Here is an 18021-nt window from a genome sequence, read left to right as displayed (position 1 = left end):
CGTCTCAGTCCTCGATCTCGACCGTCATGGTGAATGCTGCGTCCATGTCGGAAAAGACCTCCACCAAATGGTCGCCTCGGCCTGGAAGCGCGAGGTTGAAGTCGATGATTCGGTCATCTCCGGCGAGCTGAAAAAGGTCGCGGTCCTTGTGAATCGTCCGGTCGAAATCTTCGCAATTCGTCGAGAACGCTTGGACCGAAATCTCGGTGCCCGGAAAGTTGAGCTCATCGAGCAAGAATCGAGCGTTCAAACGTTGTTCCGGGAACTCGGTTTGCACGACAAGCCGTTGACCACCGGGAAAGCGACCTCGAATGAACTCTTGGTCATCGAGAGCACAAGCCGCTGTGCGTCCGCAAATCGGAATGGACTCGTTGCAGAGGTCTTGGAGACGCCCCTGGGTAAAGACCCGATCGTCATTGACGCAACCGATGGCTGTAAGCGCCACGAATCCGAAAAGAAAAGCTCGCATAACACTCCCGAAACGACTTTGTGTAACCTACCACAACTTCGCGGCACAAAAATACCCGCTCATTCGAAGAAATCCTTTGGGATTGTGGTGGCGTACCAGAGGTATGCATTCTATACTCCGGCTCAATTCAGGACGAAAAGACCCGAATCTACTCTCAAGGCTCGATGTTCATGAGAAACTTTGCGCGTATTCTCCTTCTCAGCATGGTGTGTCTATCCGTCTGGCCTTTAAGTGCCAGTGCGCAAGACTACTCTGCGATGGTGGTACAAAATCGACGATTTGACCCCACTCACGAATTCAGTTTTGCAGCAGGATGGCTGCCCTTAGATGCCTTTACCAAGGGCGTAAGTCTGACGGCCGCCTACACGTTGCATTTCAACGAGTCATGGGCGTGGGAAATCGGCAATTTCACCTATTCCCTTCAGTATGACACCGACCTTTTTGCCCAGCTCGAGGCCATCGATACTCGGCCAGGGCCGTTTGAGGTCATTGACTTCTTCGCCACTTCATCAGTGGTCTGGAAGCCGCTCTACTGGAAGGGCTCGTGGCTCAATTCATCACTGACATACGGGGAGTTTTTCCTCGTGCTCGGCGGTGGCTACGGGTGGCTCACCCGGAGCGCTAGACCGGCGCTCGATGCCGGTGGTGGCTTTCGCGTTTATGGAAATTCCTTGCTCTCGTTTCGACTCGATATCCGATACTTAATGTTCTTCGGAGATGAGATTCTTGAGCGTTTTGATGTCAAAGACGAACTTTGGATCGGCCTTGGTACCTCGCTATCTTTCTAAATTATTCGCGTGTGTGGCGTTAATTTGGTCGGGTTGCGCTTCGGTACAACTGGCCGAAGATCGCGACGCCGTCTTCTCGCAGGCAGTCGAAGCGCATCTGAACGAAGAGCACACACTCTCCGCCGCAGCTGCGAATCGCTATATTGCGGGGTCCTCGGCTGAAGACCCACGCTACGATCGCGCGCTGAGAATCCTCGGCGAGTCGACCGAGCAGCTAGGCTTCAGCTACGCCGCATCACTCTGGTTTTTGGACGTGGCTCAGGCGCGACGAGACCCGGACGTGGTGGACGATGCAGTCCGAGGGCTCGAGCGAATCATGGGCGAAGACGCCTTCGATGAGGCTACGATTCTTCGCGGATTTGTCGCGACTGATGAGGTTGGAAGCCTTCCGCCCGAACAGCGCGGCTTCATGTATTATCATCAGGGCCTAAACAGCTTGAGAAACGGCCTCGATGAGTGGGCGCTCCAGCAGTTTGCCCGCATTCCGCAAGGCTCACCCTATGCGATGCGCGCCCGTTACGTGATGGCCGTAGAGCGTCTCACCGACTACAAATTGAGCGAAACGGAAGCCACGCTCACCTCTATCCTAGAGGGTGATCGCGACGGTCGGCTCCCTGAGGACCTGCGGCGAGATATTCAACGCACCCTCGCCCGAATCGCCTTTGAACAAGGCCGGTATCGAGATGCGCTCGCGCAATATCAAGAGTTGAGGAAGAATGCGGTCGAGGACCCGAGCCTTCTCTTGGAAATGGCGTGGAGCCACTACTACCTCGGGGAATATGAGCGCGCCCTTGGCCTGCTTATCGCACTCGACGCGCCCGCTTACTCAAGCCTTATCGCGCCTGAGCGATTCATGCTTGAGGCGCTCTCTCTAAGAAGTATTTGTCAGTTCGAACCCGCAAGGAATGCGGCCGTGCGCCTTAGAAAGGCTTATGGGGACGCGCTTGACGACCTTTATCGCGGCGTACCTTTGCTTGAATCCGAATCCCTTCGACGCGCTGCCCGCCTTCGGACAGGCGGCCGAGGTATCGGAGAGTTCCGAGTGAGGCTTGAGACCGAACTCGCGATGATCGAAGACCTCGAGGATGATTTAGGTCAAGAGCTTAGCGATAGGCTTCGCCAGATCTACTCCGAGGGCATTGTCGAGGCATCTCGGCGCGAAGATGCCGAGTTGGGTAAGGAAATGGCAGCGGTCTCGGAAGAGCTCCTCAACGCGGAAGAAGGTGTTCGTTTGATCCTCCACGAGCTTGGCGTTGCCCTGCTTCGAGGAAGACGGCGTCCCGCCGATGCACCGCCTAGAATGCGGATCGAAGAATCATTTGGACCCGATCAAATCCTCTTTGTTTTCCAGGGCGAATTCTGGACGGACGAACTCGACGACCTCGTGGTGACGATGGAGGACCGATGTATCGACTGATCCTCATAATCCTAGTGCTTTCGATGACGACCAGCTGCGCGACAAAGTCGCGTCAAATGCGCGATACCCCCATCATCGAGACAATTCGTCTAAACATCACGAAAGTGCGAAACGCCATCGAGGAGACGCGCGCGACGATTGCCGTTTCCCGAGGTGCGCCATACCTGCCAGAGCTCTACGTCCGACTTGCGGAATTGCTCAGTGAAGAGGCTCGCTATCACTATCAACTCGCGTTTGAGCGCGAGCAGCGGCAGACGCGTACACTTCACGTCCCGCAGGTCCGGCTCCTCAAAGAAGAGTCCATCAATACGTATGAGCTTGTGCTGAGCCGTTTTCCGGACTCCCCACTCGTTCCGCAGGTGCTCTTCAATATCGGACACGAACACCGTGAGCTCGGGAACTTCGACGAGATGCGCAAAGTTTTGAATCGGCTGGTGGACAACCATCCTGATTCGCCGCTTAGAGCCAATGCTCTTCTGGTTTTGGGAGACTACCACTTCGACAGAAACGAGCTCACCGAAGCCCAAGGCTACTACGAGTCCATCACGAAAGGCCCACTCGCCCCTGTGAGCGGCCTTGGCCACTATAAGCTCGCCTGGGTTTGGGTGAATAACGGCGAATGCAGCCCTGCCCTGACCAACTTCGAAGACGCAATTGAAAAGTCGAACGAGTGGGAAGCACGTCGAATCGCGATGGAGGAGCAAGAGGAAGAAACGCCTTTGCTTGTCGCCATGGCGCAACAAGCACGCGCCGCAGACGAGGGTGCGTCTCAACAAGATATCGACGTGCGAAAAGAGTCCCTCGTGGACATGGCCTACTGCTACTCGCGCTTGAAGAAAGCCGAGGATTCGACGAAGTATTATGCAAAAATGGCCTATAACCGCTCCACTTACGTGGCAGCTTTGGCCAAGCTTGCGAGTCGTTATCGCACGATGGACCAGTTCACGGGCGCGATTCTGACGACCCGTGAACTCTTAAGACTCGCTCCCGCGTCGGCGGAACTTCTCGACGACGCACGGACCCTCTACACGGCCATCAAGAGGCTGCGCGATTACACCCAGATTGGGGATGACGCCGAGCTGATTACGACTGCGCTGACGCGTTATTACACGCGTCTTGACGTGGATCCTGAGGAACGTGACCGCCTTGTTAAAGAGTTCGAACTCTATGTGCGCGACCTCGCGACATCCGCTCAAGAACGCATGGAAAAGAAGCTCAAGAAAGCCGGTAGTCCTGCACAGGTGGCAAAGGCCTACCAGGCTCATGTCGAGGCCTTTCCTGAGGCAAATAGCCGCGCGGACATGTTGCAGAACCTTGCGGGTGTGCTCTCTAGCGATGAAAGAAATCTTGAAGCCGGTCTCTATGCCCTGCAGGCAAGCGACCTGATTGGCGACGATACCGAACGGCGAGACGCCCTCTACGACGCGGTGGTCTATCTGCAGACTTCGCTTAAGGGTGAGTCCAACCGAAACCGTTACGAGCGTGTCAGTGCACGTGCCGCTCTTCGGCGCGCGGGCGCGAGCCTTCTTAGCTACAAGCTTTCGGATGAGCGCAAACGCATCGTGAAATTCGCAATCGCACAGGCCGTCTACGACGAAGGACTCTACGTCGAGGCCATCGATAAGCTCGCTGCGGTCGCTTATGAGTTTCCGAAGACGACCGAAGGCGATGCCGCCATTCGTCTGGCGTTGGACAGCTTCAACACACTCAACGATTACGATGGTTTGATGTACGCGAGCCGGCGCTACCTAGGTGCTTCGAGCCCCGCATCGGACGAGCTCAAACAAGACATCAAGCGCATTTTGGCTGCGACCGAGCAACGCAAACTCGACGAGCTTTCACTTAAGGCGGCTGGAGATGAAGGCGCAGACCTCTCCGTCCTAGTTACGTTTGCCGAGAAAAACCAGGGTAGCGAGCTCGGCGAGCGTGCCTTGATCAACGCATTTGTGGCGGCGCGTGCTATGGGTGACACAGACGCCATGTACGAAATCGCCGACTCGATGGCTAAGTCGTATCCGAAGAGCGAGCAACTTCCCGGCATCTACTCTACCCTCGCGCAGGCGGCTGCTGCGCGGTTCGACTTCGACCAAGCCGGCCAGTCTCTTAGACGTGCCGCGGAGGTCAATCCATCTCAGCGCATCCAGCTTCTCGTGGCCGCGAGTGAGTTGAACGAACAAATGGGAAATACAGACCGAGCCGGTACCATTCTCAAGGACGCTATGAGTGGTACCACAGGTGCCGCTCTAATCGAGCCATTGGGCCGCTACGCGAGTTTATTGGAGCGAACCAAGCCCGGGTCCATCCTGAGCGAACTTTCGTCTTACGAGCCAATTGGCGAGCCCGAGTCGCTCGCTCGAATCGGGCTGGCAAAGATCGCGAAAGGTCAGGTCGGCGAAGCCGAAATGAATCTACAAACGGTCCTCAACACTGAGACGGCCTCCGACGACGCACGAGCTCGCGCACAGTACGGCATGGCTGAAGTAATGCTCGCCACCTTGATGCAGTACCCAATCCCTACGGATATCGGGCTCGTCGAGGAATTCATCATCCTCATTGAGGTCACCCAGCAGGGATATCTGAACGCAGCACGGCAAGGCAGCCCACAATACGCTGCGGCATCCCTTGCCCGCCTGGCACATGCCACTGAATTGAGCGCTGAGAAGCTCGCCAAGGTTCGCCCTGAAGGACTTTCGCCAGAACAAGCCAAACAGGTTCAAGACGCCCTGGCTGCTCGCGCGGAAGGTCTGAGAGCCCAAGCAAAAGAAGCGGTCGAAGCCTGCGCAAACCTCGCGTGGTCCACGGCGAACTTCAATCCTGTGGTGCGTGAATGCATGAAGGGACGAGCGCTCAAAGAAGTAATCCCTGCCAATGATAAGCTCACCGAACGTAAAGGTGCAGCACCTCAAGGTATTGATGAACTACGCAGCGAACTCTCCAAGAACCCAGAGGACGTGGACAAGCTGCGTGAGCTAGGCGAGAAATTCCTCGATGGTGGAGACCCACATTCGGCAAGGCTCGTCTTCGCACGGGCAATTCAAGTCGGCGGCGGCGCCATCGAACAGAACCTGCTCGGGGTCGCGAGCTTCCAGATCGGGGACTATACCGGAGCGTTCGAGGCTTTTGTTCGTGCTGCCGAAGGTGGGGTTGAGGCCGGACGAAAGAATCTCATGCGGCTCCTTCAAGAGGTCGGCCTCTCGAATCAGGTTGAAGCGGTGAACACGCGGTTCCAAGCCGGACGAGACGGAGGGCGAACACTATGAAGAAGTTGATTTTCATCATGTTGGCGACTCTTGGATTGGGCGTGGGCTGTGGCGCAAGTGTAAAGCCCATCGACCTTCACGACCCAAACATTCCTCTGGACGCTCGGCGCTTTATCGCTGATGCACAGGATGCGGTTTCGATTTCTCGGGCAAGACTCGATGATGCTGAAGAGAACTACGAAAACACCGTTCGGTGGCGCTCTGAGCTAACCACGCGTGAGATGTGGCCTGCTGGGTCCGAGAACGTGGTTGCAAAGCTCGACGAGTTCACAGATGCGCGGGTAAAGATGGCGGAACTCCTGCGGCTTCGAGCGGAAGTCGAACTAGACTTAGCTGAGGCAAAGTACACGCAGGCCACTGCAGAAACTGCCATGCGAAACGATATCGCTGTCTACGACCTGGAACCCATTCGGGCCCTATCGGAGACCACGAGAAACCGCCTTGAGAATGTGGCCGTTCGCATTGAAGAACACCGTGTTGTCTTGGATAAGATTACACAAGAGTGGTGGCGCGTTTACGGGGATTTCTCCCAGAAAAACGAAGTCCCAGCGTTTTATATGTCTCCGGAAATCATGAGAGAGGCTCAGGCCCGTGCCGCCGCGAATCAGAAGGCCATCGAGGCCAAGAAGGCCGAACAACCAGCAGAGGCTGCGGAAGTTCAAGACGGCCAAATCAAGCTAGGGCTCTAGCACTCAGAGATAGTCTGGCTGGCGAGTTCATCGGTGATTTCGCAAGGATTCACCAAGGTCTTATCTTCGCCATCTGCAACAACTTGCGCGCATAACGGGACCACGAGCTCAGGCAGAGCACCTGCATTTGAACGCACTACAATTGCGGCGTTATCTGCACCGGGTGAATTTCGAATGTAGGTGATTCGAACTGCGCCCTGGTCCCCAGCCGGGATCGTCGCCGGAACCGGTCCTTCAAGCTCAAAATTATCCGAGCCCCCCACGCAAACTCGATCCACGACCAAATCCGCGTCACCAGTCGATTGCAGAAGCAAAACGAACTCATAAGGAGTTCGATCGCGATTGCCTGGTTCAGGGGTTTCATTGCCTTGCGGCCAGAACTTTCCAAGCTGAATTGGACTTAGATGAGGCAAAATCTCCGCCTGACCTTCCGAACTCTCGCCACAACCAACCAGAACCATTCCCGCCACCACGCAAAAAAGCACTGAGCGCATCTCAACCTCCATCAAACTAGTTGCTCGCCGAGAAGACCAACGGGTAGGTCACAATAACCTCGCCACCTTTGGGTTTCGGGAATTGAATTTTTCGAATCACGCCGGTCACACACTTTGACACGGTAGCATTGCCCATGGTTGAGCCGATCTCTTTGACCACGCCCACTCGGCCATTGGTCTTGATGGTCCACTCGTACTGAAGCTTTCCGCCAAGTGAGGGGTTCTTGTTTAGCTCTCTTTCGTAACACGCCTGTATTTTTCCGATGTGCTTCTGAATCGCGTTGTAAACTTCGCCTTGAGAGAGCGTGCCCTGCACTTTTGAGAGCGCACGCACGGCATTCGCTTTACCGCGAATCTTTCCGGCGCCCTCACGTTTGTCGAGCTTTCCAACGTTAGTGGAAACGGCACCGCCGATATCTCCGATCTTGGAGCCGCCTTTGCTGGTCGCGATATTAACGCCGCCGCCCTCAATCTTTCCGAGGGTTCCCGTCACGTTGAATGCAGCATTAGAGGCCCCTGGACGAGCGACAGCGTCAATATTGGTAACTACATCCTGAATGGTCGCGCCATCACCCTTAACGGGCGTGGTAAGCGCGGAGATCAAGGAATCAGCCTTCTCTTCCGTGCTCCTACCGGGGTTCGACTTCAGGCGCTTGTCCAAAACTTCTCGAACCGACTTTGGAATCTTTGCCTGCGCCTCAGTGGGGTCACTCGGTGGCTTTGGCTCAATCCGTTGTGGTTTAGGTTTTTCAACCTTCGGTGGCGGTTTTGGCTTCTTTTCTGCGGGCTTTGGTTTCTCCAAAGTTCCTTCCGCAAAGACCTCGATTTGGTCAGGTTTCTTTACGGTAAGTTCCACACCCAGGTGGCTTGTGAGCAAGGCACCCACACCACCCAATCCGTGCATCACGAGCGAGATCGCAATGGCTGCCGCATAAATCTTGATCTGGGCCGCACTTACGAGCTGGCGCTCACCTTTGGGCGGCAATTGCGGCCTGAAAAAGCGGACGTGATAGGTGATATCACCTTCCTCAAACTGCGCCACGTCTCCGACTTCTAGGACCAGCTTCTTGTCGGCTCCGAGTGTCTCTCGGGGGTTTCTAGCTCGGCGCAACCAACCTTGGACGGGCTCCTTAAAGGAGAGCACCGCCTTCTTTCCGGATTTCCGAGCTCGGACTCCTGAATTCACTCGCTTGTAGCGCTTAAGACCGTGTCGCAAGACTTCGATATCGAGTGCTTTACCCGCTGAGGTTCGGATGATCTCTAGGACTGGGGCCTCTTCGGACGACTGCGCGGCCAATTCGGGGGCCGCAACGATCAAGTCCACATCAAAAGGCTCAACAAAGGCTTCTTCTTCGTCCTCGTCTTCAAAGGGCGGCAACTCTTCAGGCTCAGGCCCACGTGCATTCAACTCTTGAGAGACGATAGGCGCATCGAGTGGCTGGACCGCAGGCGCTTGCTTCGCCTCAGGACTATCTCCGGGCATCGGACTGGGCTTATAGGCCATATGCGTGGCCACCTCCTCCGGGATAGGAGTCGGTTTGTACGCCAAATGCGTCTCAATCAACGCAGGATCCGCCGGCAATTCGGGCTCAGGCTCGGGAGGTGGCGTGGGTGCAGCCGCGGGCGCTGGCACGCCCCCTGGGATCGTCTCTTGGAGGTCGTCTTCCCAAACGGCGGTGGACACCGGGGTCGATTGGTCCGGGTCGAGCTGCTGTTGTCGATCCATGCGAGGAATGGACTCTTCCGCCCAGTCCTGCGTGATCATGGACGCAGCTTCGCCGATTGGCGCACTCTCCCAACCGGGCCCCAAGGGCCGACCAGAGAGCGATGCTCGCAAGAGTTCATCTTGTAGATGCGCGTCGGCCTCTGCTGTTTGTCTGAGGTCATCTTGGGACACCGTCTTGAGCTGCGTGTCCTCGTTATCTGAGCGTCCTAAGAGTTTGGCAGCCAAACCGGCCGCATCTGCTGATTTGCCTGAATATGCCGCAGACAAGAATCTTTGCCAGTCCGTCTTTCTCTCAGGAAAGAGCTGCTCCAAAACTCTCGGGACCCGCTCCAGGGCCTTGGAGACGTCGCCTACGAGCTTGCCGAGCTCAAGACCCATATGTTCGCAGTTCTGAAAGCGCTCTGCCGGATTCTTGGATAACGCTCTTAAGACCAGAGCATCGAGGGCCGGAGTAACTTTGCTGTTCAGCGACGACGGACGCGCCGGAATCGTGTTGACGATTTCGGCTTTGAAGTTCGTACCTTGGAAAATTGTTTCGCCGGTTAGAACTTCCCAAAGAAGAACGCCCACGGAGTACACGTCACTTCGAACATCCGCTGGTTTCCCCGAAACTTCCTCTGGCGAAATGTATCCCAGCCTGTTTCGTCCGAGTGAGCCGAGGCCCATCAGGGTGGCTTGGCGCCGAATCTTCGAAGAGCCGAAACCCTGCAAATGAATCTCGCCCTCATAGGTGAGCTTGACGTTTGTAAGGTCGAATCCGCCATGACAGGCATTTAGCGACCAGCCAGCCGCGTTCTTGGCCGTGTGAGCGGCATGAAGGGCGTCACAGACCGTCTTCGCAATCGCCAGCGCCAAGGGAACCGTCAAGGTCGGATAACCGCGCTCCTGCAGTGTACGAAACGTGTGATGAAGGGACTCACCGGCGCGCACTTCGTGCACAAACCAGGTGTGAGAGCCGTCGCGCCCCGCTCCGACCGTGGGTTCAATTTGAGGGTGCCTCAGCTGGACGCTGACAGCCGTTTCGTAGTCTAGAAGTGCGGCTAGTGCCGGGTGTCCAGACGCCTCAACGCCGAACCCGTAAGCCACCTGGTAGCGTGCCTCGTCGTAGCCGGGTGAGAGGTTTTGTACAAACCACACATCGACTTCGCGATGCTTCGCCAGACCTTCTAAGAGTCCGTATTTGGCCAGAATTTGGCTCACTTCGCCTTACCTTCTTTTTCGATTTCTTTGGTGACCTTCGTCTTGGTCTCTTCAAACTCTTGGGTCCCTTGATCTCCGAGCACATCCTGAACAGTTTCTGAGAGATAACTAGTTCGGGTCTTCACCATGGATGGAAGCGCACGTGGAGCACGTTGAAAGAGGAAGACCGCACCTGAGCCGGCGGTTTCACCTCGAATCAGACGGGCATCAAACTCCATGCGATTTCCACGCTGGAGTGTTGAAGACGTTTGTTCCTCTTGAACCTCGCCTTCTTCACCTTCCTCGCCCTCTTCACCTTCTTCGGGTTCCTCTTCAGGCGCTTTGGTAGCTTTCTTGCCCTTGGAGCGCTGCGCGAGCACCACGTTCTCAGAATCAAAAAGTGATTGAGCAAACGATGGTACGGCCAAACTAAGAACCAGAAGTATGAATAGGATTCGCATAATTATTTCTTCATGATCGCGAGTCGATACTTATCGAAACCCGCTACTGATGCTGAACGAAGCACGAGGAATAAAGTTTTATAATCGAGCCCCTTATCTGCTTGAACCAATACGATTGCCGGATCTTCGTCATCGCCCAGGAGTCCGGCCGCTTCGCGTTCACGGATGCGGTCGTGGGCAACTTTGAGCCGCTCTACAACGATCGGGATCTCTCCCTGGTCGTGGTATTGCTCTTGGAACTTACCTCGGTCGAGTTTGACGATTTCTTCGGAGTCGATCTTAAGCGAGTCCGGTGTAATCGCGAGGTTGATTGCCGGCTTCAATACACTTGAGGCACTCGACTGCGGAAGAGTCAGGCCCGGATCGAGTTTGAACTCATAATCCTCGGCTTCAAAGCTCACGATCAGGAAGATCAGGATGATGGTGAACATATCCAGCAAGGACGTGAGCATCAGCCCGGGAGGCTTTTCTGTTCGAACGAAACGCATCTTCATTCTTCAAGATCCTCCGGCTCGAGTGGTTGGCCTTCTTCGTCGAGGTTCGCGTTCTCTCCAACCAAATTATCCGGCACAAAACGCGAGAAAATTGTGACAGGAAAGATGTCTTCGATTTTCGGTTCGCCCTTCGCATCCAAGCCGACTTGTCGGTTGCGCGTCACATCGAGCACGCTGACCAGAACCTGGTAGTTGAGGTCTTCAAAAGGCAAAACGGTGAGCGTATTACTCTCCGGATACTTTTGCTTGATTTCCACCAGCGCCCGCTGCAGCGCGTCAACCTGATACTCGCCATTCTTCTTAGGCCACTCAGCACTGAGTGCCTCAAGCTCTTCGGGATCAAGCGAAACGCTCGACGCCGTGATCCTGAGGAGGTCTTGAGTGATCTCCAAATTCACAGCAACGGTGGTTGGCGTTTTCGGGACGTCCGAATCCGAAGGACTCAGTGTAGGCGTAGATGTAGGGATCACGCCGATATGAAAGAACGTTGCTCCGAGAAGCAAAAACGGGATCAAGACCATGAACAAGTTCATGACCGGAATCACGTTAATTTCGACTGCATCCTCAGTCGCGCGTCGCCAGCGATCAAATGCCATCAGCGTTGTGCCCGTCCATCAGTTCCGCTATCGCCACGAACCCCAGTCAGCGCCACAAGAATTGAGGTTGCGCCACCTTCCATCTCCATGAGCACGCTTTCAACGCGCTTGCTCAAGAGGTGGTGGAAAATCAGGAGCGGGACAGCCACGCTGATTCCGAATGCCGTGGTGTACATAGCTTGAGAGATACCACCAGCAAGCGCCTCTTGGCGCTCAGCCGCAGAAGCCGCAGCCACACTCGAGAACGCGGAAATCAGACCGAAGATGGTTCCTAGGAGTCCGAGCAACGTCGCGATATTGGCGAGCACCGCCATGATCGCGACCCGCTTTTGTAACATCGGGATAGCGGACAACATCTCGTTCTCCATGGCCCGCTCGATCTCTTTCTCGCGTCGATTCGAGCGAATCAAACCCGCCTTTATCACAGCCACCAATGGGTGCCTCGAAGCCACTTCTGTGGCGTCGATAGCCTCACGGAAGCGTCGATTCTCCAAATGGCTCACGATGCGCGCCACAAAACTCTTCGAGTTCAGACGGCAGAGGATGTAGAGGCTGAATGCGCGTTCGAGGAACATGGCCACACCGAAAAGAGAGACGGTGAGGATGACGTACATCATCCATCCGCCCTGATTCAGGTATTCCAACAAAACATTGCCCTGACTTTCAGTGGCAGCGACTACGAAGGTGGTCATGTTAGGAATCATTTCCTACTCGGTTGTTTAGAGGTGGGGTCGAGCATAGCGAGGCTATCATGCCGCACTTTCGACATGCAAGTGATACAAATCATGGGGCCCCCGGAAGAATGATGGGTCTGACAAATTCGTCGTTGCGAATTAGCAATACCGCATCGTCGGGATCACGCTGGTTTGGAGGCGTAACCTGAAACTGAATTTGGGCGAGGCGAAACGGGCCCGGAGCGGTTGGTCTGCCTTCGGGACCCTGAGCAAAATAGAGCCACACATTGTTGATGCCGCTGATGTCAGGCTGGATATCAAGAGCGCCGGTGGGGACCATTTGGATGTTGCGAATCGTGTACGTCAGACATTGTCTATCTCTGAAGATGACCCGAATGGTCTCGGTCTCGTCGGCTGGGGGCAAGTTCACGGGATCAACACTTACCACCACAAACTTTCCATCATCGCCCTGAATCGGCGCAAAGGAGCCCGAGGGCAACTCAAAGTCGCCGCCCTCACCTACCTCGATGGGAATCCCCGCGGCCGTATCGTCGGCATCTTGCCAACTCAAGGTCTGGTTCGCCGCATCGTAGCGCAGGGTGCCGATTCCAGGCGTCGTGCCAGCACTCACATCCGAAATCAGGACCCCGGTCGTTCGCTCAGGTGTTGAGCCGAATTTTTCTCGTACAAAACCTTCGTCTTCGATTTCATATCGGTAACCAAAGGAGAGGTGATTGATGGCATCGGTGCTCCTTGGGTCCGTATTTAAGAGATGTTCGTCACCATTTGAAACCCCATCGGAATCGGCATCTCGCTCGGTATCTCGGTTGAGATAGTCCGTGCCAGCAAAAAGCTCAAGGGGGTCAGGAATGCCATCTCCGTCTGTATCCACGAGCGTAGGAGATGTACCCAGAATAGCCTCATCGCAATCCGTAAGTGTATCCAAGTCGCGGTCGGAAAACGGCACTAGACCCTGACATGCTGCAGGGGGAGGGTCTTCTGGCACCAGCGGGTTTAGGCCCGCTAGAACCTCTACGAAATCAGAAACACCGTCCTGATCCGTATCGGAGTTAAAAGGTGAGGTCCCCAGCGCCTCTTCTTCTTCGTCGGTCAATCCATCAGCGTCCGTATCTACCTCAGGGCCATCAGCACCAGGTCGCGCGTTCAAATTCGCGGCCAGCAGCAGCTTTGCGTTCAGAACTGTCCGGAGCTCCAAGACGTTGAAGGTGGTGGAATTCGCGCCGCCCACAAGGTTGAAGCGCTGCATGGTACCACCGCCAGCAAAGGCTACCTGCTCCAGCTGTGCTTGAACTTGGTCGTTCTCGGCGGCATCGGTAGCGGCTGCGAATTGAATCGCATGATACCTGAGCCCTGCAGCGCCTTCCGCGGAAACCCGGTCCCTCAAACTGGTGATCTCTTGAACACTAAGCTGACCGTCGCATAGCGGCGATGGCCCAGCATTGGCGTCACGGCACTGTACGTCGTCGGATTGACAACATTCGGAGCCATCGGCGAGCGGCTGATGTGCGCCGGCATTGAGATGGATGATGACGTATTGGGTAAGAACGCGCAGACCTGCAGGCGAGTTTGCGAGGTCGCCCTCAATCAACGCTCGAGCGGTCCGCATACCGTTACGGTAATTTCGACACGTTCCCTCAGCCAAACAAGGCTGCTGAATCGCGAGCGACGCTGCAGCCCCAAAAAGCTCACCGGGATTTCGAGTGAAATTGCCTTCGAGAGGCGCGAGTTTCCTCGGGGACCCCGCGTAGCCGACGATCGCGAACTCCACCATATCGTTGTTGAGAGAGCGGCTGATGAAATCTGTGATGTAGCCGACCCTTAGTCCGGCTGGGTCAAAGTCCGAGTAGAGGGGGCCCGGCGCCTGGTCCACAAGCAGAACCACCTTCACGGGGAATCGAGCGTCAACCGGATCTTCGGTGCATACGCGCCCTGTCAATGCAACACGATTCGCCTCTTTCCGAGGTTTTCCCGGGCTGTAAAGGTTGGCTTCGGTGCACGAGGCAGCAAAGAAGAGGAAGATCAGGCCAAGACAAATTCTCATCCGTCTGTCTCCTCGGGCGCCATATCATCCGCACAATAGGTGACCGGCTCGCGCTCGGGAATCTCGACCATCTCGGAAGACGAACAGATGGATGAGGCCGGCTGATACTCGGCCAACACACATTGACCATCCACACAGGTTTGACCCACGGCGCATTGAATACCGAGGCAAGCTCGTGTGATGCTTACTCTAACATCGCTCGATTCATCAGCGCCCGTGCGTTGGCGCGCCCAAAAACTGGATACACTTTCGCCGTCTCTCAAGCCCTGGACGCGAATCCACGTGTCGCCTTCGATTGCGTTGAATTCTACCTCTTGGGGCAAGGCCAAGAAATCAGGTCCGGGACACGTCACGAGTTCGCGTGTGCCCGAGACCAGTTCATTCTCAAGGTTTTCGTCCCAAATCGAAATTCTAAACGCATCGATATCGTCTGGTATCAGGGCGTCCCCACACACCTCGACCCTAAGCTTTGGCTCTTCGTAGAAGCAACCAATGCTGCACAACAGCACAAGGAAAAGAATAAACCGCATCGAACTCACCGTGTGGAGCCGTGAGGATACTGCAAAGGAGTTGGTTTTGGCAATGATTCTATCAGTCTTTGAACGTCTGCATGGGAATGAGTCGCCGAAAGAGCGATCCGAAGGCGCGCCGTCCCAGGGGGAACGGTGGGTGGTCGAATCGCCACCACACCGATCCCGTCGGCTCTGAGACGATTGGCCGCATCGAGGGCGCTTTGCGCGTCACCTAGAATCAAGGGAACGATGGGGCCACCGACCACGAGCTCAGGCCTGGCCGCCTTCAGCCTTTCGATATTTCCCCAAAGCCTGGCCCTGAGTTTGGTCAAGTCACTCAAGCCAATCGCGACTTCGGAAGCGTGCACTAACGGAATCGGTAGCGCTGTCGAGTAGACATAGGATCTGCCCTCGTTGAGCAATAGTGTGCGCCATTTCTCCGATGTCGCAGCGAATCCGCCCAAGAGCCCCACAGCTTTGCTTAGAGTACCGATACTGATATCGGCTTTGACGCCGAAGTGTTCTTCGACGCCCCCTCCTTTTTCACCGAACACAAGAGTTCCGTGAGCATCGTCCACAATCAAGAGCGCACCGTGAGAATCAGCCAAGGCGCGAATCTCGGGAAGCGGCGCGAGGTCCCCGTCCATGCTGAAAACTCCGTCCGTGACCACCAGTTTTAGAGCGGCATCGCTCTTGGCCAAAAGTCTTTCCAGTGTCTCCACATCGGCGTGCGGGTAAATATGAATGGCTGCCCTACCCTTCAGGAGACGAAGTCCGTCGATAATCGAAGCGTGGTTAAGCTCGTCTGAGAAAACCGCGAGATCAGGCGTATTTCTGAATGCCGAGAGCACTCCTAGATTCGCCGAGAATCCGGACGACAAGAGCAAGGCATTCTCGTGGCCCTTCAAAGAAGCGATTCGACTTTCAAGTGAGGCGTGGGCAGCGGTGTAACCGGTCACGAGCGGCGAAGCGCGTGGCCCCGCCCCTTCGGAAGACGCGTCGATTAACGCCTGAACGACCAACGGATGGCGCGAGAGTCCCAGATAATCGTTTGAAGAAAAATCAAGAATTGTGGGGTCGTGAACCTTTGTTGAGCGAAGCAAAGAAGCCTTCTCGCGCTCGTCGAGCCGCTCGGTAAGCCATGATTCCCAACTCACGAGATATCCTCAAAGATCCATGGAATTACCACGTCCATAATCGGTGCGGCACGCTCCCACGAGTCCATCCCGGGCACGCTGGTCATCCGCCGAAAGCCCGTGAACTTTGCAAGTGCAGCAAGGTTTCGGCCGGTCGACCTGTCCACGTCACGCGGGGCCGAGAGCACGATTCCAGCGAGCTCAACGTTGTGCCGCTCCAAGACTTCCATGCAGAGGAGCGTATGATTGATTGTCCCGAGTTTGTCCGAAGCCACGAGAAGAACTCGCGCATCGAGTCGCTCCGCCAGCGAGAGCGCGGTTTGCGTCCAAGTCAGCGGCGAAAGAAGCCCGCCAGCCCCCTCGACCACAACGAGGTCGTGCATTTTTGCCCAACCACGTATCTGCCCCACCCACTTATCAAACTCGAGCTTTACCTTTTCCAGGTCCGCGGCGTCCGGCGGCGCGATAGGCGCTCGAAGCCGTTGGAGCGCCTGCGTGGGGGACTTCTGCCTTGCGGCCGCCGCCAAAATCACGCCGTCCTCGCCCTCGCCCACTTCTGCCCCAACGCCAGACTCCACGGGCTTGACCGCGAGGGTGTCAAACCCCTGATCCACCAGACGTCGCACCAGAGCCGCACCGACAAAGGTCTTTCCAACCTCGGTGTCTGTCCCTGAAATGACCAGCACGCGTCCCATCGTCTACCCTTGGAATTCGTTTTGGATGCTCTTTTCCACGGCATCAAAGAGCAAGTCAATCTCGTCGTTTGTGATGGAGAGTGGCGGCATCAAAACGATCACGTCCGACAACGGCCGCAGGAACACACCCAAATCTCGAGCGCGCCTACATACCTTCATTCCTCGCCGCTCAGACGACGCAAACGAGCGGCGGGTCGAAGCGTCCGCCACAAGTTCGATACCCGCACCTAGCCCGTACGAGCGCACGCTCCCAATATTCGGGTGGGCAAGGGCTTTGAGACGCTCCTCAAATTTAGGAATGGTGACTTCGCGCAGTCGCTCGAGCACATTCTCCTCTTCAAAAATATCCAAGACCGCGAGCGCTGCCGCACAGCCGAGTGGATTTCCCGTGAATGTATGGCCATGAAAGAAGGTTCGACCAAGCTCCGGGCGCCCGAGAAATGCCTCAAAAACCTTCTCGGACGTGAGCGTAGCTGCGACGGGAATGTAGCCACCTGTGAGCATCTTCGCTACACAAATGAAGTCTGGAACCACGCCCTCTCGCTCCGAAGCAAACATGTACCCGGACCGGCCGATTCCAACGGCGACCTCATCGCAAATCAGCAAAATATCGAGCTCATCGCAGAGAGCACGCACACCCTTAAGAAAGCCCTCAGGGTACGTGATAATGCCGCCAGCTCCTTGCATCCCAGGCTCGATAATCACACCGACCAACTCGTGGGCATGCGCACGCATGAGGCGTTCCATCTCTGACAGGCAGCCGCCTCCACAGGCGCTCAACCCCTGACATGAGTCGCACCGGTACGCATAGGGTGACGGACCTCTCAGAACGTCGAACAAAAGCGTTCTGAAGCGTTCGTGAAAGAGATCGATTCCACCCACAGAAACCGCACCGAGAGTATCGCCGTTGTACGCATTCGAAAGCGCCAGAAACTTCTTCTTCTCCGGTTTAGGATCCGGCCGCTGGTGCATGTATTGATACGCCATCTTGAGCGCGATCTCACAGGCCGTCGACCCGTTGTCGGAATAGAACACACGCGTCAGGTCGCCCGGCGCAAGATCGGCCAATCTTTTGCCCAAGATCGTAGCCGGAACGGTGGAGTTTCCGAGCATCGTCGCGTGAGAAATCCGTTCCATTTGCTCTTTGATCGCCGCATCGATCCGGGCGTTTCTGTGTCCGAAGGTGTTGCACCAGATGGAGCTCACACCATCAAGCAGGCGCCGCCCTTCGATATCGATTAAGTAATTTCCTTCACCGGAAACCACCATCAGGGGCTCTTCCTCTCGAAACACAGAATGAGGGGTAAAAGGATGCCAGACGTGTTGGTCGTCCCACGCCTGCAGTGTTTCCTGATTTGGAATTTTCATG

General features: G+C 55.8%; 16 protein-coding genes. 4 read left to right on the top strand and 12 right to left on the bottom strand.

Annotation, left to right across the window (positions count from 1 at the left end):
* Positions 1-4: 4 nt before the first annotated feature.
* Positions 5-469, bottom strand: coding sequence for a hypothetical protein (locus FRD01_RS24045; protein WP_146963770.1), 465 nt, complete (start codon positions 467-469; stop codon positions 5-7).
* A gap of 170 nt (positions 470-639) precedes the next feature.
* On the opposite strand from FRD01_RS24045, the gene FRD01_RS24040 reads away from it, so the two are divergent.
* From FRD01_RS24040 to FRD01_RS24025, 4 genes are read left to right on the top strand one after another with little or no spacing between them, the layout of a single operon-like run.
* A complete protein-coding gene (locus tag FRD01_RS24040; protein WP_249755870.1) occupies positions 640-1257 on the top strand; it encodes an outer membrane beta-barrel domain-containing protein in 618 nt (205 codons plus the stop codon).
* Positions 1208-2674 carry a tetratricopeptide repeat protein gene (locus tag FRD01_RS24035; protein WP_146963766.1) on the top strand — a complete coding sequence of 489 codons (1467 nt, stop codon included), beginning with the start codon at positions 1208-1210 and terminating at the stop codon, positions 2672-2674. The genes FRD01_RS24040 and FRD01_RS24035 overlap by 50 nt, the downstream gene beginning before the upstream one ends.
* A complete protein-coding gene (locus tag FRD01_RS24030; protein WP_146963764.1) occupies positions 2662-5934 on the top strand; it encodes a tetratricopeptide repeat protein in 3273 nt (1090 codons plus the stop codon). The genes FRD01_RS24035 and FRD01_RS24030 overlap by 13 nt, the downstream gene beginning before the upstream one ends.
* Entirely contained in the window at positions 5931-6623 is a 693-nt protein-coding gene (locus tag FRD01_RS24025; RefSeq protein WP_146963763.1) for a hypothetical protein, read from the top strand. The genes FRD01_RS24030 and FRD01_RS24025 overlap by 4 nt, the downstream gene beginning before the upstream one ends.
* Here the strand turns inward: FRD01_RS24025 and FRD01_RS24020 are convergent.
* The 11 genes from FRD01_RS24020 to bioA form a co-directional block, all read right to left on the bottom strand.
* Positions 6620-7117: a hypothetical protein gene (locus tag FRD01_RS24020; protein ID WP_146963761.1), complete on the bottom strand. Its 498-nt coding sequence runs from the start codon at positions 7115-7117 to the stop codon at positions 6620-6622. The genes FRD01_RS24025 and FRD01_RS24020 overlap by 4 nt on opposite strands.
* 16 nt (positions 7118-7133) lie before the next feature.
* Complete coding sequence (locus FRD01_RS24015; protein WP_146963759.1) at positions 7134-10043, bottom strand: AgmX/PglI C-terminal domain-containing protein; 2910 nt, start codon at positions 10041-10043, stop codon at positions 7134-7136.
* Complete coding sequence (locus tag FRD01_RS24010; protein WP_146963757.1) at positions 10040-10483, bottom strand: hypothetical protein; 444 nt, start codon at positions 10481-10483, stop codon at positions 10040-10042. Before FRD01_RS24010 ends, FRD01_RS24015 begins: the two co-directional genes overlap by 4 nt.
* A 2-nt stretch (positions 10484-10485) precedes the next feature.
* Positions 10486-10977 carry an ExbD/TolR family protein gene (locus tag FRD01_RS24005; protein WP_146963756.1) on the bottom strand — a complete coding sequence of 164 codons (492 nt, stop codon included), beginning with the start codon at positions 10975-10977 and terminating at the stop codon, positions 10486-10488.
* The gene (locus FRD01_RS24000) at positions 10974-11573 is read right to left on the bottom strand and encodes an ExbD/TolR family protein (RefSeq protein WP_146963754.1); all 600 of its coding nucleotides are present in this window, start codon (positions 11571-11573) and stop codon (positions 10974-10976) included. The genes FRD01_RS24005 and FRD01_RS24000 overlap by 4 nt, the downstream gene beginning before the upstream one ends.
* Positions 11573-12277 (bottom strand): MotA/TolQ/ExbB proton channel family protein, encoded by a 705-nt coding sequence (locus tag FRD01_RS23995; protein ID WP_146963752.1) that lies wholly within the window; start codon positions 12275-12277, stop codon positions 11573-11575. Before FRD01_RS23995 ends, FRD01_RS24000 begins: the two co-directional genes overlap by 1 nt.
* Positions 12278-12356: 79 nt before the next feature.
* Complete coding sequence (locus FRD01_RS23990) at positions 12357-14309, bottom strand: thrombospondin type 3 repeat-containing protein (protein ID WP_146963750.1); 1953 nt, start codon at positions 14307-14309, stop codon at positions 12357-12359.
* Complete coding sequence (locus tag FRD01_RS23985; protein WP_146963748.1) at positions 14306-14839, bottom strand: hypothetical protein; 534 nt, start codon at positions 14837-14839, stop codon at positions 14306-14308. Before FRD01_RS23985 ends, FRD01_RS23990 begins: the two co-directional genes overlap by 4 nt.
* A gap of 5 nt (positions 14840-14844) precedes the next feature.
* A complete protein-coding gene (locus FRD01_RS23980) occupies positions 14845-15978 on the bottom strand; it encodes an aminotransferase class I/II-fold pyridoxal phosphate-dependent enzyme (RefSeq protein WP_146963747.1) in 1134 nt (377 codons plus the stop codon).
* On the bottom strand, positions 15975-16652 hold the full coding sequence (gene bioD / locus FRD01_RS23975; protein WP_146963744.1) for a dethiobiotin synthase: 678 nt from the start codon (positions 16650-16652) through the stop codon (positions 15975-15977). The genes FRD01_RS23980 and bioD overlap by 4 nt, the downstream gene beginning before the upstream one ends.
* Before the next feature lie 3 nt (positions 16653-16655).
* Positions 16656-18020, bottom strand: a complete 1365-nt coding sequence (gene bioA / locus FRD01_RS23970; RefSeq protein ID WP_146963742.1) for an adenosylmethionine--8-amino-7-oxononanoate transaminase — start codon at positions 18018-18020, stop codon at positions 16656-16658.
* Position 18021: the final 1 nt, after the last annotated feature.

Source organism: Microvenator marinus (genome assembly GCF_007993755.1).
In the GTDB taxonomy this organism is placed as follows: Bacteria; Myxococcota_A; Bradymonadia; order Bradymonadales; family Bradymonadaceae; genus Allomicrovenator; species Allomicrovenator marinus.
The sequence above is the reverse complement of the archived record's forward strand: the minus strand, read 5'-3'. Positions and strand labels throughout refer to the sequence as shown.